Genomic DNA, 26367 nt, shown 5'->3' with positions numbered 1-26367 from the left:
GAACTGAAAAATGAAAAATGTGATACATATACATACGACATATTTATACTAAATCTATAGATGAGTGAATCCATGTACATAGGTTATGTACATGGTATAGTTAGTAATACTATGAGATCCAGTAGTATGTATCATATGATACAGTAGTAAGAGAGAGGTTGTTTATAGATAAGGCAATACCTATAAACACGGAAGGAGTCTAGTATGGCAGAAGACAGAGACTGTATAGAGCAGCAACAAGGAGTATGGGAAGAAAATGGCTTATATGATCGCCGTTTTGAAAAAGATGCATGTGGCATGGGCTTTGTGGTTAATATTAAAGGGAAAAAATCACATGACATCATTGACGATGCGTTAGGCGTATTGGAGCGACTTGAACATCGTGGCGCTAGTGGTGCCGATAAAGATACTGGTGATGGTGCTGGTATTATGGTGCAAATTCCTCATGATTTCTTCCGACGTGAATGTGATGTGTTAGGCATTAATTTGCCACCTGCTGGAGAGTATGGGGTGGGCATGGTATTTGCTCATCGGTATGAATCGTTTAGAAATGAACAAAAATCGATTTTGGAAGATATTGTTCGTGAAGAAGGGCAAGTTGTATTAGGTTGGCGTGAAGTTCCCGTTGATTCGGGGGCAGTGGGCGCGAGTGCTGCTGCCATTCGTCCGTGGTTTTGCCAAATTATTATTGGCAAAGGTAAGGGTGTTACGAATCAAATGGAATTTGAACGGAAGTTGTATGTGATTCGTAAATTGGCAGAAAAACGAATTATTCCTATTTCCAAGGCGCAAAGCAGTGACTTTTACATTGCGTCCTTATCGTCGAAAACCATTGTGTATAAAGGCATGTTGACACCGGCACAATTACGTGAGTTTTACCTAGATTTATCAGATTTAGATTTTACCTCCGCCTTAGCCATGGTGCATAGTCGGTTTAGTACGAATACATTCCCTAGTTGGGCGAGAGCACATCCGAATCGCTATCTAGTACATAATGGAGAAATTAATACGATTCGCGGTAATATTAACTGGATTAATGCACGGGAAGAACGAGCAGAATCACCGTATTTCCCAGATATTAAAAAAGTGTTCCCTGTTGTAGATGATACGGGATCCGATTCAGCCATGTTTGATAACACGTTGGAATTTTTGCATATGACTGGGCGCAGCTTGCCTCATGCGATTATGATGATGATTCCAGAACCATGGGAAAAACATACATTGATGGATCAGGCAAAGCACGATTTCTATGAGTTTAACAGTTTTATGATGGAACCATGGGACGGACCAGCAGCGATGGGCTTTACGGATGGTAAAGTAATCGGTGGTATCCTTGATCGCAATGGACTACGACCAGCACGGTATTATGTAACGAATGATGATCGTGTGATTATGGCGTCTGAAGTGGGCGTTGTAGATGAAGCGGATGAGAATATCCGCTATAAAGGCCGTTTAGAACCAGGTAAAATGTTACTCATTGATACAGAGGAAGGGCGCATTATTTCCGATGAAGAAGTGAAACATCAGATTGCCACCGAACGACCTTATAGTGACTGGGTGAAAGAACATATTATTCATTTGGAAGATATTGAAAAAGCAAATCATCAGGATATTTCTGTGGTAGATGATGTATTCTTAGCACAACAAGCATTTGGCTATACCCAAGAAGATATTGTGCGCATGATTACGCCGATGGCAAAAGACGGAAAAGACCCAGTAGGTGCCATGGGGGCGGATGCACCGTTGGCGATTTTATCGGATAAGCCACAGCTACTGTATACGTACTTTAAACAACTGTTTGCGCAAGTGACGAATCCACCAATCGATGCGATTCGTGAAAAAATGGTTACCTCTACGCGCGTTATGCTCGGCAATTGTGGCAACATGACAGAACCTAATAAAGTAGGCACCTATGCGATCAGTTTGAAAACGCCTATATTGACGAATGAAGAATTAGCGACCATCAAGCAATTAGATTGTCGGCGTATGAAAACAATTACCTTGCCGATTTTATTTAATCCTGCTGAAGGGGAACAAGGCTTGCGAAGCGCCTTACAAGAGTTATGCTTGAAAGCTGAAGAAGCGGCTCGTGGGGATCAAAATATTCTTATTTTATCAGACCGTGGCGTCGATAAAGATCATGCAGCCATTCCAGCCTTGTTAGCGGTGGCAGCGGTACATAATCATTTGATTCGTAACACGTTGCGTACGGAAATTGGCTTGATTTTAGAGTCTGGCGAACCGCGAGAAGTCCATCATTTCTGTACCCTTATCGGTTACGGTGTTACCGCCATCAATCCATACTTGGCCTTAGAAACAGTAAAAGACTTAGTGGGTAAAAAACGACTTGGTGCGATGACCGTAGAAGAAGCAGAACAGAACTATATTAAAGCGGCCGTAGGGGGCATGATGAAAGTTATGTCTAAGATGGGGATTTCTACGGTGCGTTCTTACCATGGGGCACAAATCTTTGAGGCTCTAGGCTTGAACAGTGATTTTATCAATAAATACTTCGTGAATACACCAACACGCATCGGTGGTATTGGTACTCGCGGTATCGCCTTAGAAGCGTGTGCTAGACATGAACGGGCCTTTGGGGATAACGCCCCTAGCGTATTAGCGCCAGGTGGTTTCTACGGTCCTATGAAAGATGGAGAAGAGCATTTATTTAATCCTAAATCCATTGAACTGTTGCAACGCTCTTGCATTGATAACGACTATGCTGCATATAAAGAATATGCCCACGATATTCAGACAAACTATCATGTGACGTTGCGCAGTTTACTAGAACTTAATTTCCCTGTAGGCGGTGGTATAGCCATTGAAGAAGTGGAACCAGTAGAAAGCATTATTAAGCGTTTTAAAGCAGGGGCTATGAGTTATGGCGCTATTAGTAAAGAAGCTCATGAAACTATCGCCATTGCTATGAACCGCATGGGTTGCTTGTCTAATTCGGGCGAAGGCGGCGAAGATGTGGCTCGCTTTACCCTATTGCCAAATGGGGATTCCATGAATAGTGAAGTGAAACAAGTATCGTCAGGACGATTTGGGGTTACCGCTAACTATTTAGTGCATGCACAAGAATTGCAAATTAAATGTGCCCAAGGTGCTAAACCAGGGGAAGGCGGTCAATTGCCAGGGAAAAAAGTAGATCCCGCCATTGCCCATGCACGTCATTCTACACCGGGCGTAGAACTTGTATCACCTCCACCGCATCATGATATATACTCTATTGAAGACTTAGCGGAACTCATTTATGACTTGAAATGTGTGAATCGCGATGCACGGGTATCAGTAAAATTAACATCAGAAGCGGGGATTGGTACTATCGCAGCTGGTGTAGCAAAAGCCAAAGCGGATAATATTTTAATCAGTGGTTATGATGGCGGTACAGGTGCTGCAGGGCGCACATCGGTAAAACATGCTGGCGTACCTTGGGAATTGGGCTTGTCGGAAACACATCAAACCTTAATGCTCAATCGCTTGCGTGATCGTATTATCCTAGAAGTGGATAGTAAATTGATGACCGGTTTTGATGTGGTTGTAGCGGCTCTATTAGGGGCGGAAGTATTCGGCTTTGGTACATTGCCATTGGTGGCGGTAGGCTGTAAGATGGCTCGTGTATGCAACTTAAATACATGTCCGTATGGTGTGGCCACACAAGATGAAAGATTACGAGCTCGCTTTACGGGTAAACCTGAATATGTAGTGAATATGTTCCATCATATTGCTCGTGAAGTTCGTGAAATATTAGCACGCTTAGGCTTACGGAGTATGGAAGAGTTAGTCGGTCGTGTAGATTTACTTCGTCAAAAATCCAATGATGATAGTTTTAAATTATCTCGTGTCGATTTAAAGCGGATTCTCTTCCATCCGTATACAGATCCATCCATTGGTCATTTCCATACACAGAAACAAGATCATGAATTAGGCAAAACACTAGACGTGTCTAAATTGTTGCGCATGTGTCGACCTGCCATTGAAGAACAAAAACCAATTCGTGCTAAATTGGCGATTAACAATACGAATCGCGTAGTCGGTACCGTAGTGGGATCCGAAGTTACACGCAAATATGGTGAAGCCGGCTTGCCAGATAATACGATTAAATTGAGTTTTGTAGGTAGTGCGGGACAAAGCTTTGGGGCCTTTATTCCTCATGGCATTACATTGGCGTTGCAAGGTGATGCGAATGACTATGTGGGTAAAGGACTTTCAGGGGGGCGCATTAGCGTGTTCCCACCAGCAAAAGCAACCTTTGAAGCGGACGAAAATATTATCATTGGCAATACCTCTTTCTATGGCGCTACATCAGGCGAAGGATATATCAATGGTCGTGCAGGCGAACGTTTTTGCGTGCGCAATAGTGGTATGACTACCGTAGTAGAAGGTGTAGGTGACCATGGTTGCGAATATATGACAGGCGGGGAAGCCTTGATTCTAGGTTCTATCGGTCGTAATTTTGGTGCTGGTATGTCGGGTGGCTATGCGTATATTCTCGATTGTGATACACGGTATATAAACCAAGAATTAGTAGAACCACGCCCAGCGACAGAGGAAGATGTGGCTCATATTAAAACATTAATTGAACAGCATGTACTCCATACGAACAGTAAAAAAGGCCGTCATATTTTAGATAATTGGCAAACCTTTGCGAAACGATTTACAAAAATTGTGCCACTCGCCTATGAAGCCATGCAAGCCGCCATTGCTCGCCATATGCAAGATGGCTTGAGTCAAGCCGAAGCGGAAATGGCAGCATTCAAAGAAAAATATGCGAAGTAATATTGACATGCTATAGAGTTAGACTCTGTGGATAAGACTCGATTGACGTACGCTCATGTGCGTGCGAAATTTTCTTGTGGTGTCACGATACATAGACATACTGCCTTTCTCTATTGGTAGGGAGATATAAAAATCAGGGATACGTAAGCATCCCTGATTTTTTATTGGTATTGACAAGTGATAGGCAAGGCTTATTAGATTGCATTGTGAATAGGGTGATGAGTCTACGCGTTAGGCATAGTGTTATGGGTAAGATCGTATGTAGAGAACGGTCCTTTGCTATACGCATTACACAGATTCTTGATGATAGCACTTGTATTGTCATACTATGTTGTATATAGACGTAGTAATATATGCTGTCATAGACCGCTAGCTATTTAGTTCTGGTATTCGTAGGTGTTGTTATAGGTGCATGGGACTGTATCGATTCAGCGTGTGGTATTCCTAGCATGACTTGATTCCTACTGCACAAGACGTTCAAAGGCGGGATCACCGTGAAAGGTGGCAAAGTGATCTTGCGTGCGTGCTACTTCTTTCACAGTAGGATCTGTGTCAATAGCACGCTTTAAATAGGTTAAGGCTCGATCGTGGTCGTGGGTGTCTGCATATATGGTGGCCATACCGTAAAGAGACCACGTGTGCGCGGGATCAGTGACGAGCAATCGTTCAAACCATAGGCGTGCATCCTGCAATTGACCGTTTAATTTATAGACCATGGCCATATTGTAAAAGTTGGCTACATACCGCGGTTGCAACTCATACGCATGAGTCGTGTTCGCAAGGCCTTGTTGCGTGTCACCTTGTAGGGCCTTAGCTACACCTAATAAGGAGTACGCCACATAATTAGTAGGATTCATCTGAATAGTTTTCTCTGCCAGTTCGATGCAATGTGGATAGTCGCCTTGTTGAAAGGCTGTAGTAGCCGCTTTGGTTTCCTCAGTTAAACGAGTTAGCTCATGTTGCTCGTCAGTGGATAGAATAATTGGTGTAGACCAGTCAGGCGAAGTAGTAGTACTATCTTTTTGAGATAGGGATGCTTGCTTTTTATCTTCAGTGACTCGTGGTGCCTTTGTGACTATTGCAACTAGGCGATGAACACTTGATGATAGAGTGCTACTTTCAGTATGCCAAGCATAGAGACTGGTGATTAGTAGGATACAGACTAGGATAAGAATGGAGCAATGCGATGGTTTCATGGGGGACCTTTCTGGTATATAATAGGTTGTAGAATGTTAAAAGTATTACTAGTTAGGTACCTAGTATATAGTGCGATAGTAAGGAGAGACACGTGAGTAATTTATATATTTGTATGACATTATATCATATATTTTATACAATTCTTAGACTTAATGAGACAGACAATAATCATTTAATTTTAATGGAACCTATTGAGAATCGAGAGGAGCTAAAACACTTATTAGTAGAAACAGGTTTATTTGATAAGGTTAGTTTATTAGAAGAATTAGATGATAAGTTTGTGTATACAGAAGACGTTATGTCTCTATGCTGGAAAGAATATTTTAAAAACTTCAATGATATATTTCTTTTTAATGATAGTAATATAATGGGCGATTATATTCATTGCCATGGAATAATATATAGATTATTAGATGATGGTCGTGATTCATATTTGGCTCGTGGGAGTTATCATAAAAATTATTTAAAACGAATTAAGTATTATTTTAGGAACAGGTATTGTAATAGAAAGCATTCGTGGGGTTTTTCTCCATATTGTAAATCAATTGAAGTTAATAATAAAATGATTTTAGAACGAGATAAGAGATGGAATAAGTATATAGAAGTTCCTTTTCAGCAATTGATTGAACATGCAAGTAATATAAAAATTAGTGCACTTACTAAAGTATTTCCTATGCCTATAATTAATAATACTAGTAGAAAAAAATTATTATTATTAACACAGCCTCTTTATGAATCTCGAGGTGCATTTTCGATTTTACGTAAAATTACATCGCTAGATAAGCAATTAGAGTTTTACAAGAGTGTAATCGAATCCTATAAAGATAATTATGATATTTATATAAAACCGCATCCTAGAGATAATTGTGATTATTCGTCTTTAGGTGGAATTATTATTAATAAGGCATTTCCTATAGAATTGATAGAGTATATCTCTACTATTGAATTTGATATAGGTATTACATATTTTTCCACAAGTCTTGCTAATTTATCTTGTGTAAAAGAAAAGATCATGTTAGTAGAGTTGAGAAAAGTGTACTAATAATAGTAGAAATATTTGAAAGGATCGTAGTATGAAAAAAGAAATTTTATTAGGAGACTCTATTTATATGGGGGGGGACCATAGACCTGTTATTATTCCAGAAATAGGAATTAATCACGGTGGTAGTTTAGATGTGGCCAAAAAAATGGTAGATGCTGCACATCGTGCAGGAGCTAGACTGATTAAACACCAAACGCATATTATTGAAGATGAAATGAGTGCATATGCTAAACAGGTCATTCCAGGTAATGCAGATATATCAATATATGATATTATGAAATCATGTGCTTTAGAGGAAGAAGAAGAACTGGAATTAAAGCAATACACAGAATCATTAGGGATGTTATTTTTAAGTACACCTTTTTCGCGGGCTGCGGTAGATAGATTGCTAAAGTTTGATATAAAGGCTTTTAAAATTGGATCAGGTGAAATGAATAACTATCCACTTATAGAATATATTGCTAGTAATAAGAAAACAATGATTGTATCTACAGGTATGAATGATATTAAATCCGTATGGAAAACAGTTAATATAATGGAAAAATATAATGTGCCGTATGCGTTAATGCATACAACGAATTTATACCCAACGAAACCGGAACAGGTTCGTTTAGGAGCGATGCAGGAACTTATGAGAGAGTTTCCAGAAACGCCGATAGGTTTATCAGATCATACATTAAATAACAACTCTGCGATTGCGGCGATAACATTAGGTGCGTCATTGATTGAAAGACATTTTACAGATCATAAAGATCGACAGGGACCAGATATTTTATGTTCTATGGATGAAAATGAGTTAGCATCGCTAATTACAGCTTCTAAAGAAATTCCGAGTATGCTTGGAGGCAAGAAAATGGCCTTGCCAGAGGAACAAGTTACTATTGATTTCGCTTTTGCTACAGTTGTGACGATTCGACCAATTAAACAAGGCGAGACTTTTACAGAGAACAATATTTGGGTAAAACGACCAGGGGTAGGAGAATTATCTGCAGAAGAATATTGTAATGTGTTGGGGAAAAAAGCAACACGGGATATTGAGTCAGATGTACATATAATGTATGACATGATAGAGGAATAAGTATATGGCTAAAAAGATTGTTTTTATTACAGGCACTCGTGCAGATTATGGTAAAATAAAAGGTTTTATTAAGGAAAGTAATAAAAAAGATATAGACGTCCACATATATGTTACGGGCATGCATTTGTTAGAGAAATTCGGAAGTACATATCATGAAATCGAGAAAGATGGCTTTAATAATTTATATCTTGCATGGGATTCGTTAGATTATTCTAATACACCATCTATGAGCAAAAATATATCGAGGATAGTTTATAGCCTTTCTTTATACATAGAAACACTACAACCAGATATAGTAGTTGTACATGGCGATAGAATAGAGGCACTGGCAGGTGCTATTGTAGGAGCACTAAATAATATTTCTGTAGTTCATATTGAGGGGGGAGAGCTATCAGGAACTATCGATGATTCTCTTCGGCATGCTATTACGAAGTTATCCCATATTCACTTAGTAGCAAATAGTGAGGCTAAAAAGAGAGTTATGCAATTAGGCGAACCAAAGCAACAGATTTATGTTATTGGTTCAGCAGATATTGATAGTATGTTATATGCATCCTTACCAACATTAGCAGAAACAGTCAGTCATTATGATATACCATTTCTTGAGTATGGTATTGTATTATTTCATCCTGTCACTACTGAATACAATACTATGAAAAAGCAAGCAGAAATTTTAGTTGAAGCACTATTAAAAAGTGAACATAATTATATCGTTATTTACCCTAATAATGATTTAGGATCTCATTTTATTATTGATGCATATAATCAGTTACAAGGTGAAAGATTTAGGATTTTTCCATCTATACGTTTTGAATATTTTTTAACTTTACTAAAACATGCACAATTTATTATTGGTAATTCTAGTGCAGGCATACGTGAAGCTGGTATATATGATATTAAAACGATCGATATTGGAACAAGACAACACAGAAGATATAATGTGGATAATGATGCGCATATTTTTCATGTAGATAGTGATGTTGAGCAAATTTTAGAGGCTATTAGACAGCCCTATAAAGGGACCGATTCTTTTGTAAATAAATTTGGAAATGGAGATAGTTGTGAACATTGGAGTAAATTGCTAGATAGCAATCATTTTTGGCAAACTGCTTTTCAAAAGCGATTTGTAGATATGGAGGATTGAATGATAGAAGGAAAGAAAGTGCTAGCAATTATTCCTGCTAGAGGAGGAAGCAAAGGCATTCCTAATAAAAATATTATTGATTTAGGTGGAAAACCATTAATTGCACATTCCATAGAAGTAGCTAAACAAAGCAACTATATTGATGATATTGTTGTTTCTACTGATAGTAAGCCTATTAGTGATATAGCAAAAAAGTGGGGAGCGGATGTTCCATTCTATAGACCTTCAAAATTAGCCAGTGATACATCAAAAACTATAGAAACAGTTATATATACTATTGATGAATTAAAAAAAAGGCGTAGATTATATGATATATTAGTTTTGTTACAACCAACGCAACCATTTCGTAAAGTTTCTGATATTGATGCAGCGATTAAATTACATATAAAAACTAATGAAGATATAGTATCTGTTTCTTCTGTTAAAGATAACCCAATTTTGATTCGGTCATTAGATGACAAAGGGCACCTAAAAAATTTATTGCCCTGTAGTAGTACAGTTCGTAGACAAGAAATGCCTATATATGTTCGTGTAGATGGATCAATTTATATTAATAAAATTAGTACATTAACAGAAACTACTAGTTTTAATGATAATCCTATGGGTTATCTTATAACAAATTCATATATGGTAGATATCGATACTAATAGAGATTTAGAATGGGCACGGTATCTCTACGCCCATAAAATGGATATAGATAAGGTGTGATGCTATGAAAGATAGAAATCGATGGTTCTATAGTTGTCTATGTGTGTTGATAGGTTTTTTTGCATTAGTAACGGCAGGCTGCGGCACTAAGACGGTACATGTGGCTTCGGTAGAAATGAAAGACATGCCGGTTCATATTAGTACTGATGCAAATGTAGTTTCTTTACATCAAGCGACGATTGAACCGACCGTATCAGGACAAGTGGCGACGATGCACGTCAAAGTAGGCGATCAAGTGACGGTGGGCCAAGTGATTGCTACCCTCGATACGGCGCCATTACAAGCACAGTTGGCTAGTTTAGAGTCGCAATTAGGAGCGCCTGCGGTAAGCAGTGGCACAGACATCAGTACTGTTGATCCAGTTATTAGTAATGCCCAGGTAGCACAAGCAAAACAGTTACGAGAATCAGGGGCGATTACGCAAAAAGAATATGATATCATCGTATCCCGTGCGACGCCAACTACAGTGGTGCGGACTACACCTTCGGCACCGAACAGAGATACGTCGGGGATTACAGCAGCGATAGCACAGATCGAGCAACAAATCGCACAATCTACGATTGTATCGCCTATGGCTGGGACGGTGAGTGCTATTTATAATGAAGATAGAAAAATTGCGATAGCAGGACGGCCGTTTGCTATGGTACAACAGGCAACGCCTGTAGTGGCATCAGTTACGATTCCTCAAGAATTTGCTAAAAAATTGGCGATGCCGGAAGGACAAGCCACGACTACGGTGTATCTTAAAGTAGATACAGATACGATTCCAGGGGTCATCACCTATATTGATACAAATGCCATTAAGACTGTACCTAGCGTATTAGTGAAAGCTACGTTCGATAATGCATTGCAGAAAATACGACCAGGTGAGTTTTACACTTTAGTAATTGAATCCAGTGCGACAGCACCCATCTTAGTAGTACCACAAGAAGCGGTTCACACCAATAATGATGGCACCTATGTATATGTAGTCACTGATGATAATACGATCGATGTGCGTGCCGTCGAAACGGGTGAAACCATAGATGGATATACGGTGATTCTTTCTGGCGTAAAAGAACATGAACAAGTGGTTACGTCTAAAGGAAACTATCAACTAGGGGACCGCGTGAAAGTTAGTTAATTGCGACTTGATAGAACGATGTATCCTATGATTGGGCATACTTTGAAAGTTGAGACCGTTCTAGCACATATGATGGCTTACGTATCGTGATGATGCATACATTAATGACCTCGCGTGTGTACAGATGACCAAATCACCAATGGTGATGAGATGCAAGTTAATGCATCTTGAGTATATAGATGACCAAATCTTACAACGGTGATAGATAGAACGATCCCTATAGAGATTGATAGCATTCTTAGAGACTTTCATAGCGATTAGAAAGAGCCTTGTAGGATTTTTAGTCCGTTTCTATCCTATAGGTTGATAAAAAATGTAAAAATGGATATAATCAATTGTATTGAAGATTATAGATATAAAATATAATCAGATCTAGGAAAAGCAGGGGGCGAGACTCATTTTAGAATTTAATCGATTTGAATTATGTGACAAACCAAAAATAGATAAGTATTTTGCAGAACATCATTATGAAGCTTCTGATCAATGTTTTACTACATTATATATGTGGCAGGATGCATATGGCATTGGCTGGGCAGAAGATAGAGGCATTTTATTTATCAAAGGTGGCGGCAAGCTAGAGCATCCATTTTTATTACCACCATTTGCTAGTAAAGAAGCTAAATTTATGGATGGCGTTGAAAAAGCTAGAGAATGGTATGAAGCGAATCATATTCCCTTTGTATTTCGTGGTGTTAGCGCGGAAGTGAAAACGTTATTAGAAGAACTATATCCGAACCAATTTGAATTTACGCCTGATCGCGACAATTTTGAATATATTTACAAGACCGATGATTTAATTCATTTGGCAGGGAAGAAATTTCGACAAAAGAAGAATCATCTAAATCAATTCCGAATGCAAAACACGAATTACGAGTATGTACCAATTACAGATGATATTATCCCTTTATGTCGTGATACAGCAGCGGCTTGGCTCAATAATCATGAAGACAAAGAAGATGGTGCAGATGATGAATTAGTGGCGATTAATTTATTATTTGACCACTGGCATGAATTAGGCTTATCTGGTGGTGCTATTGTCATGTATGGTCGCGTAGAGGCGTTTAGCATTGGTGAATATTTGAATGATAAAATAGCACTCATTCATATTGAAAAAGCAAATCCTAATGTGCGCGGGTTATACCAAGCTATTAATAATGAATTTATTCGTCACTCTTTTGCGGACACAGAATTTGTGAATCGTGAGGAAGATATGGGGATTCTCGGCTTGCGACAAGCGAAAGAATCGTATCATCCAGATCATTTTGCAGAAAAATATGCGGCGGCCTATGTGGGCTAGTGGTGATGTTAGTAAGAAAAACATGTGATTAGGTAGCTATCTGCTTACCGTAAAAGGATAATCGGGTTTATCATAGAGATGTGTATGTTCTACAAGATGTGTACACATCTATAGTATTTCTCATATAGATGATATTCCGTTGTGAGACCTACACACTGTGGGCAGTATAAAAGGCTATTTTTACATAGACGCATGTATATAACAGTATAAAATAGAAAAACTACACGAAACAGGCTATGAAAGCTGTGACGTGTAGTTTTTGTCTATTCGTTCACTATTTTTACTAGGAGTGATGGTTAGACATGGTATTTGTTACCATAGGAATCTTGGTAGGTGCAGTGCCTTAATGCATTTTCATCGATGAAGGGAAGTTTCTATGTTCAATGATAGTCGTTTTATACATCTCTTAGGATGCACTTTCTAGGGCGAGCCGTGTATAATAGATAGTATAGATGGTGTAGACATTCTATGGTCTCTATAGAGGGAGAAGACGTTACGTGATACATGGTAGAGTGATGCGTGTGGTAGACGCGATGTGATGAGGCGCCATCGCGACCATAACGGCGTTTACCAGTTAGTGTAGTAGAAGCACTGTGATGAGGCACTTTAGAGATAGAACATGTGAAAGCAGTAGTTGCCTAGTAGAAGCAATGTGATAAGACACGTTCGTAGCTTTTGATAACGATAGGAAAAGGCGTATTAGATTAGACGTGGTGCGTATCCTAGAAAGTAGGTGTAAGGAGATATGATGCAATTTAGACTTGCAGGAGTAAACGATACAAAAGAAGTAAAAGCGTTATGGGCCTATTGCTTTGAACCAGCAGAGGATCCATTTTTTAAATACTATTTTACGCATTGTTATGAACCTCTTCATACGATGGTAGGTGTTGACCATGGGCATGTGCTTAGTACTGTTCATTTGCGACAATATAGATTATGTACGCGGGGAATGATTCAGCCCGTTAGTTATATGGTAGGTGTAGCGACACATCCAGCGGCACGCCGTAGTGGAATCGGCGGTGCTTTATTGAAAGCCGCCTTAGAAGAGTTGCGACGTCGACAACAAGGAATCACCATATTAATGCCGTCCAAAGCGGCTTTCTATCAACAGTATGGATGGGAATTATATTGCCACCAATGGGTACAAACAATGCCGTTAGAGTCATTGCACCCATTAACAGATAGAGAATTACATTTTGGGCTCGTTACCGAAACAGATCAATGGCGGTTACTGGCGCCCGTATATGAGCGTTACACGCGAGGAATATCGGGGTATGCGGTGCGTGGTGAAGCGGAATGGACACGGTTATTAGAAAGCTTTTGGGCAGAAGGTGTACAAGTAGTAGTGGTGTATCGAAAAGAGGAAACGACGAGCGACGTGGACTTTCACAGAAACGAACCTGTGGAGGACATGACCGTAGCACCAATGTTTGGTGAAGATAGTCTCATAGAAGGGTATTGTGTATATCGATTAGGAGAGCGTGAAATTCCGGTGACGGAAATGGTCTATACGTCGAGGCAGGCACAAAAAGCGCTACTTAATTATATGTATAATCATCGTTCCCAAGGAGATTCGATTCGGTGGAATGAAGGGTTACACGATGAGGGGTATCGGTTTTATCCCGATGGTAAGACCGGCCATAGTACGATGCCGTATATGATGAGTCGGGTGGTGGACGTAACATGCGCCTTAGAAACTATGCCGATCGCATGTGTACATGGTGAACGGTTACAGTCTATGCCTACACCGTGGACGTTGGGCATTACCGATCCATTGGCACCTTGGAATGAAGGCACCTATGAGATACGTGTAGAGGCATCTTCGATGGGGGCTACTGTTGATAAGAATGAGTATCGTTGTGATAGTGGTACCCATATACAGAGTGTAGAAGCACAGCCACGTGATGAGCACGTGCGTGCTATCGAACGAGAAAATTCGCCTATGAGTGAAAGCGATGGATGCCATACTTATTTAGATGGAAAGGCGATGGCTCTAACCGTTTCAAAAATAAGTGATACCGTGTTACCTACAGCAGATGTAACTATGACGGTAGGGGCGTTAAGTCTATTACTCATGGGAGCCGTATCGGCACGAACACTGGCTTTTGAAGGTAAATTACACGGCAGTGATGAAGGGATTTCTTATTTAGATGCCCTGTATCCCGTAGTGCCTACGTTTATCAATGAGTGGTGGTAATGGACTATTTGTAGTGAGTAGTTGGAATCGATGATAAGGAGTAACTAGACATAGTATGGGTTGGAAAACATATACCAATAGAGAATGTGAACCTATGACGGTAGCACAGTATCTACGTGATCATTTTCACGTATCTGCTCGTGATGGGCAGACCCTGTTTCGTAAGAAACGGGTTAAAGTCAATGGGCGTGTGGCACATTCCAAGCGTATGGTGAAAGAGGGTGATCGCATCACGTGGCAACCATTACAGGATACGAGTTATGGTGTGACGGTGGAAGAGGGACCTGTTGACGTGCTCTATGAAGATACCTATACATTGGTAGTGAATAAACCGCCGTACATGGTGGTGCATCCTACGGGACAAACGATGACGCATACGTTGAGCAATTATATTGCAGGATATTACCACGCAAAAGGGGAGATCCATACGATTCGACCCGTTCATCGTCTAGATCGTGATACGTCGGGCTGTATAGTATTTGCTAAAACGAAGGAAGCGCAACGCTATTATACAGAGCAATTAGAACAAGGTGGTATACATCGGGTGTATCGAGCATTGGTGCGAGGCTCTATGAGTGGAAGTGATACGATTTGCGCACACATCGGTGTCGATCCGCTGCATCCCAATCGACGTATGGTTGTGGCTGGCGGACAAGAGGCGATTACGCACTATACGGTTCTTCTTCATGATGATGAGCAAAGTGAGTTAGAATTTACCCTTTCTACTGGACGGACACATCAAATTCGCGTGCATTTAGCACATATAGGACATCCTGTGCTAGGCGATGGTATGTATGGTAAACGTGATGCGAGTTATACGCGTCAGTGCTTACATGCAGTGGAGCTTCACTTTACACCGTTTTTAAAGGAGAAATCCATTGTGGTAGTAGCACCGGTGCCAGCAGATTTTGGAAAAGAAAAACGAGTTTGACCCTAAAGTGTATACATCGTGTTTAGTGAATAGAGTGCCGATGGTAGCAGTTTGAAAAAAACTAAGACCTAGGACGTTGTGGATAACTCGATTTCTTTGATGAAAGTCAGGTAATAACTGATTTACTTGAAATATAATGAGTTATACACTAAAATCTGTGGATAACTTGTGGATAGGGCTTTTGAAAATGTGGAAAATAGGGTATTTATAGTGGATAAGTTGTGGATTATGTGGATAAGTTAACAATTCTAAGGGGGGAAGAGAGTAGAAAATATATTGTATGTGGCGCTGTGGATAGCTGTGGATAGCATGATGGATAACTAGGCTACGTGTACATTGTGATGGTGCATATATCGTAAAAGATTGTGTCAGTTGATGGCGGACGATTTTACAGAAGAAAATTTACAAGTCTTGATGCTTTTTTTAAAGCACATCAACGATATGCAAGTAGATATAATAACATAGTGCAAAAAGTATTGGGGTTTACATTACCTAATGAATATATAGCAGAGTACTTTTCACGTACATCATTAGGAGTCTGTGTCACAAATGTTTGATTACTACAGACATTTTTGAGTAGTTTTTAAAAGATACTCTATACTCTTAGTATGTGTTGTGATATACTGAACAAGAATAGATGCTAAGGCGTCGATTTATTAATTATTGATACATTGCGATGACCAAGACGGCGAGTGGATAGATACTTTCAGAGAGCTAACTAGATGGTGTGAGGTTGGTAAGTAGTAAGCGAGCGGATCACTTGTGAGCGAGCAGGATAACTGACGGTGCGCACCGTTATATGCTAGAGTGATGTTATAACATCGTCGCATACATTGTTATGTGTGCTAGACGGTCGGTGTATATAGGTATACAATAGGACTGTGGCGATTGATTGACATCAGTAGGGTGGTACCACGGACATTGCGTTCGTCCCTTCGGGGATGAGCGTTTTTTTTATTGAGAGGAGTTATACAGTATGGATTACGGTAAAACATTACATCTTCCTGAAACGGAATTTCCCATGCGCGGAAACTTGCCAAAACGAGAACCAGACATTTTACAATTTTGGGAAGATAATGAGATTTATAAGAAACGATTAGAATTACGCAAGGATGGGAAACCATTTATTCTTCATGATGGTCCTCCTTATGCGAATGGTAAATTACATATTGGTCATGCGCTTAATAAAACGTTAAAAGACATGATTATGAAATATAAAACCATGCAAGGGTATTACACACGCTATATTCCAGGATGGGATACGCATGGACTTCCTATTGAACATGCAGTTATTAAAAATACGGGCTTGAATCGTCATGAAATGGCACCATTAGATTTGCGTGATAAATGTAAAGAATACGCACTATCGTGTGTGGAAGAACAGAAAAAAGATTTTATTCGCTTTGGCGTGCTCGGCGAATGGGATCGCCCTTATTTGACATTGCGCCCTGAATTTGAAGTGAAACAAATTGGCATTTTTGGAGAAATGGCGAAACGTGGTCATATTTATAAAGGGTTAAAAACTGTGTACTGGTGTACTCATTGTGAAACGGCACTAGCTGAAGCGGAAATTGAATATGCAGAGAAAAAATCGTTCTCCATTTATGTTAAGTTCCCCTATATGCATGAAATAAAACGCACGTTGCCAGAGGGCATTGACACAACAAAAGCCTTTGCCGTTATTTGGACAACTACACCTTGGACTATGCCGGCAAACCAAGCAATTTCCGTCAATCCAGAACTATCCTATTCGTGGGTACAAGTAGGCGACGAATATTATTTGATGGCTACTGAATTAGTATCGTCCGCATTGAAAGATTGCGGTATAGACGATTACACCGTATTGAATACATTTAGTGGTGCTGATTTAGAATTATCTACCTTTAAACATCCATTTATCGATCGATCTGCCATGATCTTATTGGGCGATCATGTTACACTTGATGCCGGTACAGGTTGTGTTCATACGGCTCCAGCTCATGGGGAAGATGACTTTGTTATTTTCAAAAAGTATGGTGATGAAGGCCATATTGATGGCACAATCATATCCTTGGTAGATCCAGAAGGTAAGTACACTGCCGATGTAGACAACGGCCGTTATGGCGATACAGAAGTATCCTTAGCAGGTGTAGAAATTCATGATGCAGAAGTGCCAGTGATTAAAATTTTGGCACACAATGGCAATTTATTGCATAAAGGTTCGATTCGTCACCAATATGCCCATTGCTGGCGTTGTAAAAATCCTGTTATTTACCGCGCAACAGAACAATGGTTCTCTTCCGTTGACGGCTATCGTGAACAAGCGTTGGAAGCTATTGATAAACAAGTGCAATGGATTCCTAAATGGGGTCATGATCGCATTTATAACATGGTTGCTGATCGCAATGATTGGTGTATTTCTCGTCAACGCGTATGGGGCGTGCCAATTCCAATCTTTTACTGTAAACATTGCGGTGAATATGTGATTAATGATGATACCATCGGCCATTTACAAGACTTATTTGCAAAAGAAGGATCCAATGCTTGGTGGGCTCATGACGAAAAAGAACTTATGCCAGAAGGCTTTACGTGCCCTCATTGTGGTCATGATGAATTCCGCAAAGAAACAGATATTATGGACGTTTGGTTTGACTCAGGGTCTTCCTGGGCGGGCGTACTTGAAGTGAATGGGCTAGATGTACCAACAGCTATGTACCTAGAAGGGTCGGATCAACATCGTGGTTGGTTTAACTCGTCCTTATTGACCGGTGTGGCCACTACGGGCAAAGCACCGTATAATTCCGTATTAACGCATGGATTTGTAGTTGATGGAGAAGGTCGCAAAATGTCTAAATCCGTAGGGAATACGGTAGCACCATCCGATATTATCGATGTGTATGGGGCAGATGTTATGCGCTTATGGGTGTCTTCCGCCGACTATCAAGGGGACGTACGGTTATCGAAAGATATTGTGAAACAATTATCGGAAGTATATCGCAAGATTCGTAATACATTCCGTTTCTTATTGGGTAATTTAGATGACTTTAATCCAAATACGGACAAGGTTTCCTATGATCAATTATCTGAAATTGATCGCTGGGCATTGCTTCGTTTAGAAGAAGTGCGACAAAAAGTAACGAATGCCTATGAAAATTATGAATTCCATATTTTATATCATACAATTCATAATTTCTGCACCGTTGATTTAAGCTCTATCTATTTAGATATTTTAAAAGATACGATCTATGCTGAAAGAATGGACGCACCAACTCGTCGCAGTGCACAAACGGCGATTTATGAAATCTTAAAGACCTTAGTATGCATGGTAGCACCTGTTCTATCTTTTACAGCTGAAGAGGTTTGGAAATATATGCCGAAAGAAGAAGGCATGGGCATTTCCGTTATGCTAGAAGATTGGCCACAAGGTCATCCAGACCATGTAGACCAAGCATTGGCAACAAAATGGAATCACTTGTTATCTCTTCGTAGTGAATTAACAAAGGCGTTGGAATTAGCACGACAAGAAAAAACAATTGGTCACCCTCTTGATGCAGCGGTTACAATCTATGCAGATGGAGATGCTTTCACAGCACTAGATGCAATGGGAAATGATCGCTTGGCAGCGTTCTTGATTGTGTCAGAAGTAGAGGTAGTTGAAGGCCGTAAGAATGCACCAGCGAATGCATTTCTATCCGATGAAGCCGAGTTAGCAGTAGTAGTGGCTGCGTCTACGTTGGAAAAATGTGAACGTTGTTGGATCCATCGTGATTCGGTAGGCGAGGACGCAGAACATCCAACTGTATGTGCCCGTTGTGCGAGCGTATTGAAACAACAATAGACGTCTAATGTGACGATACATGGCACAGTACAAAGCAGACGCATAAGGCCGATGGACGTTTACACGTTGCATTGTGCGATGATGGTGTGCATAGTGAACGATGTATCAATTGTCGGTTACGCAGAATACGATAGTCATCATTGACGGCACTCTAGTAACCACTGTTGATGGGTTGATTGTAACTTTAATGTGTATGAACGATGTATTTATTTCTGATTACATAGAATACGATAGTACTGGCATCATTGATGCGCCCTAGTAACCACTGTGATACGTCGATTGTAACTTTATAGATTTACACAAAACGCCCCCTACAAATATTTGTAGGGGGCGTTTCATATCAATCGTTCGATGTAGCGAATTTGTTAGAAGCGAATACTACATTTCCTTAGTAAGAGGTAACGGCGTTGTTATATACAAAACTGTTTGATATATAATAAAGGCATACAACATGTAGTGTATAGAATAGATGATGACAGGTAGATTACCTATATCGCTTGGACGGTATGTGTTATCGTATTCAATGATTCATGATGGAGATACAATAGCGATTAGCATATGGTAGGTAGTGTACGTCGGTAGGAGAATGTATTATACTAACAGTAACATGATAGGGTAGTCTTTAAAAGTGTGTATATTTCATTCATAGGATAGAAGAGTAGCAAGTTGTGACATAGATAATTCCTGGTGATAGAGAGTTATAGTCGTAGCGACATGGATGAACGTGGAGAAGGTATGAAATTTAGAATTACTGATCACTGTGTAAAATGTGGTGCCTGTGCCATGGATTGTCCAAGACAGTGCATCACACAGTTACCATTACAATTTTATATTGGTGCAGGATGCATTGGATGTGGCGACTGTTATGAAATTTGTCCTGTGGGGGCCATAGAAATTGTAGAAGATGACGCCATAGAGGACATAGATATTCCTAAGTCAGAAGCATGTAATAAGGCCTCTGACTAAATGGATGATAGCTTAGGTATATGCATGTATTGGATAGGTTATTTGGTACTTACTGATAAGTATGGTACAATAAATGAATATGAGTGTATACTGACATAGGAGCGAAATTAATGGAATATATTATTATGTTTATGCAAGAATGGGGTTATGCAGCATTATTTATTACGATGGTGTTGGAAAATTGTAATATTCCCATCCCTAGTGAAATTATTCTAGGCTTTGCAGGCTATTTGATTGCTACGAATGTATTTGACTTTCATATTACCATGATTGTGGCTACCGTTGCCGGTGTGGTAGGATCCGTTCTTTCCTATTATATAGGCGAGCATGGAGGTCGGCCGTTATTATTGAAATATGGTAAATATATTTTCTTTAATCATCATAAATTTGAATTGGCAGAAAAATTATTTAATAAATACGGCGGTGCTGCCGTATTTATTGGACGTCTGTTGCCTGGAGTGAGAACCTTTATTTCCTTTCCTGCAGGGGTTGCTAGGTATCCGATGGGACGTTTTATTATATGGACCTTACTGGGTACAGTCCCTTGGACCATATTACTCGTGTATTTAGGAAAACTATTAGGAGAACATTGGCAAGATTTGATTGCCTATAATCATGAATTTACGATTGTCGTAGGCGTTGTATTGGTGATTGCCGTGTTGATAGGATACATGAAGTATAAAAAAAATAAATAGAGGTAAGCGTTATGAAACTACATCGATTAACAATAGTACTTATGGTTCTATCATTTATATTCTTTTCCGTCGGTAATACAGTATTGTCTGTTACCGATCCTGTGGAATCTAACTATGCATTGACTGCCAAAGAAATGGTGTTGTCGAGCGATTGGTTATCGCCACAAATCTATGGACATTATTGGTACGATAAACCGATTATGATATATTGGCTCATTGCCGCTTCCTATAAAGTATTGGGCTTTACTGATTTTGCGGCGCGCTTGCCTAGTACGTTGTTTGCCACTTTCACAGTCGGCTTATTATATCAATTAGTGCGATCCTTTGCAGGTCGTCGCCTATTAGCGTTGTTATCTGCTACCATATTAGCTACATCGCTCTTGTTTTGGACAGTGGCCCATGGAATTATTACCGATATGGTTCTTATGTTTGCCACTGTCGGGACTATGGGATATGCCTATAAAGGTCTTATGAAAGATAGGACGAGTTATATGGTAGTGGCCTATGGATTTGCTGGTTTAGGCGTATTGACGAAAGGGCCCGTCGCCTTGGTATTGCCTGGTATATTACTATTGCTCTTCGTGTGGTCTATGAAATCACGGACCATGTTAAAGCGATTATTTGCGTGGCAAGGAATTTGTTGCTTTCTCCTAGTCGCCATGCCTTGGTACGGTTATATGTATCACGTACATGGACAAGCGTTTATTGATGGCTTTTTAGGACTGAACAATGTGGTGCGTGCCACTCAATCAGAACATCCAAAAGATAATGTGTGGTGGTATTATTTAGCCGTCTTTCTACTCGCTTCACTGCCTTGGACTGGTTCCGTTATGTACGGCATGGTAACAGGATGGAAGAAACGGTTACCATTTTATAAATTTACTATGATTATGGGCTGGGGAACGATTCTTTTCTATAGCCTCATGGCTACCAAATATCCACTGTATACGTGTATTAGTCTAATTCCTTTCAGTGTGCTAGGCGCATCAGGTCTGATTCAAGCGTTGCGGCCAGGCAGTTCGAGACGGGTGTGGTGGACCTTGTTAGGTCCTACATTTCTATTATGGATCCTGTATGTAATCGCTTCATTTTTTGTGTCCTGGGGATTTTGGTACCTTCTGTATGTAGTGGTCGCTACGTGCATCGTGGTTTCCATATGCTACTGGATTAGCCAAAATCGCTATATGGTGCCTGCCGTGGTGGCACTGGGGACAGTGCTTATATCTTCCATTGTAGTCACCGAAGGATTAGAGCCCTTACTCTATCAACGATCTGCTAGAGAATTGATTCCTGTAGTGCAGCACTATAAGGGGCCAGTATACTTTTATAATACATATGCTACATCCCTCGTGTATTACACGGGTGTTCATGCCATTAAGGTGAATGCGGCGCATCCGAAAAAGAATGAAGAGGGGCGTAAAGAGCGTTCTAGTGCTTGGGAAGGCAAGTATCGGATGGATCAAATTGATGATGCCATGTTAAAGGACGTCATCACTAGAAACGAGCCACTACTCATAGTGGTGCCACGTAAGGAAGAAGAATTTTTTTCTACGGACATTTTACCGGAAGGTACGGTTCCCTCTTATCAATCTGATGAGTACGTGGTGTATGCGATACATCAATAATTGTATATAGAGGTTATAACGAGGTATGCTTACGGTTATAACCTCTTTTTACTAGGCTGTAGGCGTTTTAGACCTAGGAAATAGGAAAGGTGTAGTATGAATTCTTTATTTTCTCTCACGATAGATGAATATATAGGCCACTTTAGTGACACTCGCAATCAGCTAGTAGATGCGTATCTTGCCTCTCTAGCAACCTATGAGGGACATAATGTATATAATCCGTGGCGAGACTATGACCCACGCTATGATATATCTGAGGAAGCAGCAAAATGGCGCCTGGATAATTTAAAAGCCTATCTTTTACCACGATTAGGACGGGCGTCGCATATAATTGTGGCAGAAGCGGCTGGCTATCAAGGTTGTCGATTTACGGGCATCCCCATTACCTGTGAAAGAATGATCTTAGGCTTTCATAACACGGTAGATCCGACTATGATTAGTCCTAGTACGTTATACCGCACCAGTCATCCTACTAGCATGTATATTGATAAAGCGATTCAGCGGGATAAAGGGTTTAATGAGCCAACGGATACGGTCGTATGGAAAGGAATCGTGGAGAACCACTTGGATCCTTACGATGTGCTACTGTGGAATATGTTTCCTTTTCATCCGCATAAAGTAGAACAGGCGTTGTCGAATCGCACACCTACATCGCAAGAATTGCAATGTGGTTGGCAGTATGTTAAAGATTTGTTGGTCCTTCATGAACGCCTACGTTACGAGCAAGGGGCTCTTTTATCGGATACAGAGTATGACACGCATGGTATGACGGGTACAAACTGTGCAGTACATCCTAGAAAAACCAATAATGATAAGGAACGGATACTTTCTGATACGCATGCTACTAGTACAGAGCATAGGATGCTTTCACCAGTTATCAAACATTATGACGGTGAAAATTTAGCTAGTACAGGGCGTACGATGCTTTTACCTAGAAATGGCGAGAAGACTAGCGAATCGAGGGATACATTAGGTAAGAAATCAGAGGTGCCTAGGGTATCCGACCTTCATATCTACGGCGTAGGACAAAAATCGGCAGATATATTGGCACAATTTGGGGTGACGGCCATAGCCCTTCGCCATCCAGCTAATGGTGGGGCCCGTTTATATCAAGAGGGATTTGCTCGAGCCGTAGCAGCGTATAGGAATGAATCGGTATAAGATGGTATATAGGTGAGCTGTTTATAGAGAGTGTGTGCGAGATATGAGGCATATAAGACGACCTGGATAGACGTGTAACTAGCTGGCTAGATACCTATTGGGTGGTGAAAGTATAGAATCTATTGCATGGGACGGTGCTACAAACGGTAATTGTATAGGACAGATTCATTAGGAATATGAACGTATTAGGTAACTACTAAATGACATGTAATCATAGGGATTCTTATTGGCCCTTATGATGTGTATAAAAAGATTAGACCAACTACTAGCATCATCGGTGATGATATAAAGTAGGTGGTCTTAATTTTAAGGGAATTGTTTGTATGAAGTTGTTACGCGGCTAGAATAGACAAAGGGTCGTTGGCGTGATATATTGATCGGATTAGTCTAATGTAGTATGTTCTAGTTCCATATGCCCTTGCGCATTGCGGTATTGGATTTCCTCTTTTTGCGCGAATAGGGCGGGATCGTTAGGCGTGCCAATTAAGCGACCATAGAGAAAGTGATACGCGAGAAACGCTAGCATGGCAATAGCGGCCGTTACTAGAAACATGTAGGTAAAACCGACGATTTCTTTCACACCGCCTAGTAGGTAGGGACCAATACCGACACCCACATCTAGAGCGATAAAGTAGGTAGAGGTGGCCATACCAATACGATGATAGGGTACGATTTTAACCACAATCGCTTGTCCATTCGACATATAGCTACCGTAACCTAAACCGACCAATACAGCAGAGGCTAGAATCATCCAGCTGGAACTGGCATACGCCAGGAGAACAAGACCGATGGCGAATAGAATAAAGGAAGGATAGAGGATGAAATTTTCTCCTTTTTTATCGAACAATTTGCCCAGAACAGGTCGTGTAATGGCGGTGGTAACGGCGTAGACGATAAAAAATAAGGTACCTGCTTCAATCATATTAATTTCCCTAGTATAGGATGCTATAAATCCGATAATACTAGAGTAGGCTAATCCGACAAGGGTAGAAATTAATGTAATTGCATTAATCCGTGGTTCCACGTAATCTGAAAGTTGAAATTTTTTGCTAGTCCCTAAAGTGGTAGTCCGTGGTGTTTCCTCGTAGGAAAGTAGACATGCCGCTATTAGACATGGTATGACTAAGGCTACAGCAAGGTAAATGATGACGTTGAAACCTAGGGTATGAAATAAGAAAATGCCTAGGAAAGGACCAATAGCGGCGGCTAAACTCGTACTAAGTCCATAGTAGCTAATACCTTCACCGCGTCGTGATTTAGGTACGATGGTACTGATGATGGTACTAGTTGCCGTAGAGGTTACACCATAGGCGAAACCGTTTAGAAAACGCACCATATCTAGGATGAGTAGATTAGGGGCATATAGGTATAGTATGGTAGAAACTAGATATAGTCCTAGTCCCCCGTACAGGATATTTTTACAACCGATGGTGCCGATGAAACGGCCTGTCATGATGCGAGATACTACAGTGCCGATGATAAACATGCCGACTGCGAGTCCTGCTTGGCTAGGACTCGCGTGAAAATCATCTTTAGCAATAATGGCGATGATGACCATCAGCATATAGAAAATTAGAAACACGAATAAATTAATAATCGTGTCTAGTATAAAGGAACGAGTCCATAAGGATTCCTTTGTAGTCGTCATTGTATGCCCTCCTCGTGTGAATCATATTCATGGTTACCATATACAGTGTGCAGCGTATGACATTCATAGTATACAGTTATAGAAAGAAATGTATAAGTTCCTTCCTAGGATCGTTGGATGTGTACTAACATAGACGGCAAGGATATATTGTTGTACCCCATACATAGATGTATATTAGTTTAGGATACGGTTATACTCTGTAAAGCACTTACATCCTTGAGCGTGTAAAGCAATGATACATTCTATGTACTCAGAGGTGAAGATCTAGTAATATGTTCGTCATAGACTATACATTTTTATGCTAGTAAAATAGTGTGATATAAAAATAATCGTATTTTTTATTATAAATTAATAAATGTAGCATGTAAAACAATAAAAAAGAATAAACTTAGTAAAAAAGTTGATAGTAAGGAGCTCTTAATTAGGGATTTATTTTTTTAAAATTTAATCGGCGTGAAGGGATTACCCTTTGTGCCGATTTTTATATGTCAATTTTCTCTATAAAGTTCCTATATATCCAAATTTGTAGTAGGCAAACATTTGTGACACAGACTCCTGATGATGTACGTAAAAAGTACTCTGCTATATATTCGTTAGGTGCTGTATACCCCCTACTTTTTGCACTATGTTATTATATCTACTTGCATACCGTCGATGTGCTAAAACAACTCCTTGGTATAAATAGTTGGCAGGGAGTTTTTTCACCTAAAGACTCTCTGAATCATTTTTTCAAAGTCCCCAATTCAATGAGTCTTATGGGTGCTTTTTTGGCGGCTTTTACTTTGCGTGTATACTGTGTAACCTAACGTGATAGATCTAGTAGGCGTAGATGTTTATAAAGTAACTATGGCGATAGGTAAGGCGTAAACTAGGTTCTTAGCGTATGTGTAGTAATCGATTTCTCACATATATACCTTACTTCATCGGTAAGGGGGATAGCGTTTCATAATTTTTCT

General features: G+C 40.1%; 16 protein-coding genes. 14 read left to right on the top strand and 2 right to left on the bottom strand.

Translation table 11 applies throughout. The annotated features are described in order from the left end of the window. Window positions 1-204: 204 nt before the first annotated feature. Window positions 205-4782, top strand: a complete 4578-nt coding sequence (gene gltB, locus K357_RS0104070) for a glutamate synthase large subunit (protein ID WP_028257570.1) — start codon at window positions 205-207, stop codon at window positions 4780-4782. Between the two features lie 461 nt (window positions 4783-5243). Here gltB and K357_RS09870 read toward each other — a convergent pair whose 3' ends face one another. After that, complete coding sequence (locus K357_RS09870; RefSeq protein ID WP_211218944.1) at window positions 5244-5978, bottom strand: tetratricopeptide repeat protein; 735 nt, start codon at window positions 5976-5978, stop codon at window positions 5244-5246. A 92-nt stretch (window positions 5979-6070) separates the two neighbouring features. Here K357_RS09870 and K357_RS0104060 point away from each other — a divergent pair, with 92 nt between their 5' ends. The 13 genes from K357_RS0104060 (at window position 6071) to K357_RS09350 (ending at window position 23763) form a co-directional block, all read left to right on the top strand. Then, a complete protein-coding gene (locus K357_RS0104060; RefSeq protein WP_028257569.1) occupies window positions 6071-7021 on the top strand; it encodes a glycosyltransferase family 52 in 951 nt (316 codons plus the stop codon). 31 nt (window positions 7022-7052) lie between these two features. Continuing rightward, window positions 7053-8099 (top strand): N-acetylneuraminate synthase family protein, encoded by a 1047-nt coding sequence (locus tag K357_RS0104055; RefSeq protein ID WP_028257568.1) that lies wholly within the window; start codon window positions 7053-7055, stop codon window positions 8097-8099. 4 nt (window positions 8100-8103) lie between these two features. Beyond that, the gene (neuC, locus tag K357_RS0104050; protein WP_028257567.1) at window positions 8104-9243 is read left to right on the top strand and encodes a UDP-N-acetylglucosamine 2-epimerase; all 1140 of its coding nucleotides are present in this window, start codon (window positions 8104-8106) and stop codon (window positions 9241-9243) included. After that, window positions 9244-9951, top strand: a complete 708-nt coding sequence (locus tag K357_RS0104045) for an acylneuraminate cytidylyltransferase family protein (RefSeq protein ID WP_028257566.1) — start codon at window positions 9244-9246, stop codon at window positions 9949-9951. A gap of 4 nt (window positions 9952-9955) precedes the next feature. Further along, a complete protein-coding gene (locus tag K357_RS0104040) occupies window positions 9956-11074 on the top strand; it encodes an efflux RND transporter periplasmic adaptor subunit (protein ID WP_028257565.1) in 1119 nt (372 codons plus the stop codon). Window positions 11075-11471: 397 nt separating this feature from the next. Further along, window positions 11472-12371 carry a DUF2156 domain-containing protein gene (locus K357_RS0104035; RefSeq protein ID WP_028257564.1) on the top strand — a complete coding sequence of 300 codons (900 nt, stop codon included), beginning with the start codon at window positions 11472-11474 and terminating at the stop codon, window positions 12369-12371. A 748-nt stretch (window positions 12372-13119) separates the two neighbouring features. Further along, the gene (locus K357_RS0104030; protein ID WP_028257563.1) at window positions 13120-14568 is read left to right on the top strand and encodes a GNAT family N-acetyltransferase; all 1449 of its coding nucleotides are present in this window, start codon (window positions 13120-13122) and stop codon (window positions 14566-14568) included. A gap of 55 nt (window positions 14569-14623) precedes the next feature. Continuing rightward, complete coding sequence (locus K357_RS0104025) at window positions 14624-15499, top strand: RluA family pseudouridine synthase (protein WP_028257562.1); 876 nt, start codon at window positions 14624-14626, stop codon at window positions 15497-15499. 976 nt (window positions 15500-16475) lie between these two features. Further along, window positions 16476-19316, top strand: coding sequence for an isoleucine--tRNA ligase (ileS, locus tag K357_RS0104020; protein ID WP_028257561.1), 2841 nt, complete (start codon window positions 16476-16478; stop codon window positions 19314-19316). A 735-nt stretch (window positions 19317-20051) separates the two neighbouring features. Next, window positions 20052-20282 (top strand): DUF362 domain-containing protein, encoded by a 231-nt coding sequence (locus K357_RS08800; protein WP_051212096.1) that lies wholly within the window; start codon window positions 20052-20054, stop codon window positions 20280-20282. A 110-nt stretch (window positions 20283-20392) separates the two neighbouring features. Continuing rightward, a complete protein-coding gene (locus K357_RS0104010; protein ID WP_028257560.1) occupies window positions 20393-20977 on the top strand; it encodes a DedA family protein in 585 nt (194 codons plus the stop codon). A gap of 11 nt (window positions 20978-20988) precedes the next feature. After that, window positions 20989-22602 carry an ArnT family glycosyltransferase gene (locus K357_RS08795; protein ID WP_051212090.1) on the top strand — a complete coding sequence of 538 codons (1614 nt, stop codon included), beginning with the start codon at window positions 20989-20991 and terminating at the stop codon, window positions 22600-22602. A 96-nt stretch (window positions 22603-22698) separates the two neighbouring features. Next, window positions 22699-23763: a uracil-DNA glycosylase gene (locus tag K357_RS09350; RefSeq protein ID WP_051212088.1), complete on the top strand. Its 1065-nt coding sequence runs from the start codon at window positions 22699-22701 to the stop codon at window positions 23761-23763. Window positions 23764-24145: 382 nt separating this feature from the next. On the opposite strand, the gene K357_RS0103995 is transcribed toward K357_RS09350, so the two are convergent. Then, window positions 24146-25411, bottom strand: a complete 1266-nt coding sequence (locus K357_RS0103995; RefSeq protein WP_028257559.1) for an MFS transporter — start codon at window positions 25409-25411, stop codon at window positions 24146-24148. Window positions 25412-26367 lie beyond the last annotated feature (956 nt).

Origin of the sequence: Veillonella montpellierensis DSM 17217 (genome assembly GCF_000426745.1) — a bacterium.
GTDB classification, from domain to species: domain Bacteria; phylum Bacillota; class Negativicutes; order Veillonellales; family Veillonellaceae; genus Veillonella; species Veillonella montpellierensis.
This window is presented reverse-complemented; position numbering and strand designations above follow the sequence as displayed.

Coding starts and splice junctions, on each gene's coding strand:
- gltB (WP_028257570.1), top strand. CDS start 205: ATGGCAGAAGACAGAGACTGTATAGAGCAGCAACAAGGAGTATGGGAA.
- K357_RS09870 (WP_211218944.1), bottom strand. CDS start 5,978: ATGAAACCATCGCATTGCTCCATTCTTATCCTAGTCTGTATCCTACTA.
- K357_RS0104055 (WP_028257568.1), top strand. CDS start 7,053: ATGAAAAAAGAAATTTTATTAGGAGACTCTATTTATATGGGGGGGGAC.
- neuC (WP_028257567.1), top strand. CDS start 8,104: ATGGCTAAAAAGATTGTTTTTATTACAGGCACTCGTGCAGATTATGGT.
- K357_RS0104045 (WP_028257566.1), top strand. CDS start 9,244: ATGATAGAAGGAAAGAAAGTGCTAGCAATTATTCCTGCTAGAGGAGGA.
- K357_RS0104040 (WP_028257565.1), top strand. CDS start 9,956: ATGAAAGATAGAAATCGATGGTTCTATAGTTGTCTATGTGTGTTGATA.
- K357_RS0104030 (WP_028257563.1), top strand. CDS start 13,120: ATGCAATTTAGACTTGCAGGAGTAAACGATACAAAAGAAGTAAAAGCG.
- K357_RS0104025 (WP_028257562.1), top strand. CDS start 14,624: ATGGGTTGGAAAACATATACCAATAGAGAATGTGAACCTATGACGGTA.
- ileS (WP_028257561.1), top strand. CDS start 16,476: ATGGATTACGGTAAAACATTACATCTTCCTGAAACGGAATTTCCCATG.
- K357_RS08800 (WP_051212096.1), top strand. CDS start 20,052: ATGAAATTTAGAATTACTGATCACTGTGTAAAATGTGGTGCCTGTGCC.
- K357_RS0104010 (WP_028257560.1), top strand. CDS start 20,393: ATGGAATATATTATTATGTTTATGCAAGAATGGGGTTATGCAGCATTA.
- K357_RS08795 (WP_051212090.1), top strand. CDS start 20,989: ATGAAACTACATCGATTAACAATAGTACTTATGGTTCTATCATTTATA.
- K357_RS09350 (WP_051212088.1), top strand. CDS start 22,699: ATGAATTCTTTATTTTCTCTCACGATAGATGAATATATAGGCCACTTT.
- K357_RS0103995 (WP_028257559.1), bottom strand. CDS start 25,411: ATGACGACTACAAAGGAATCCTTATGGACTCGTTCCTTTATACTAGAC.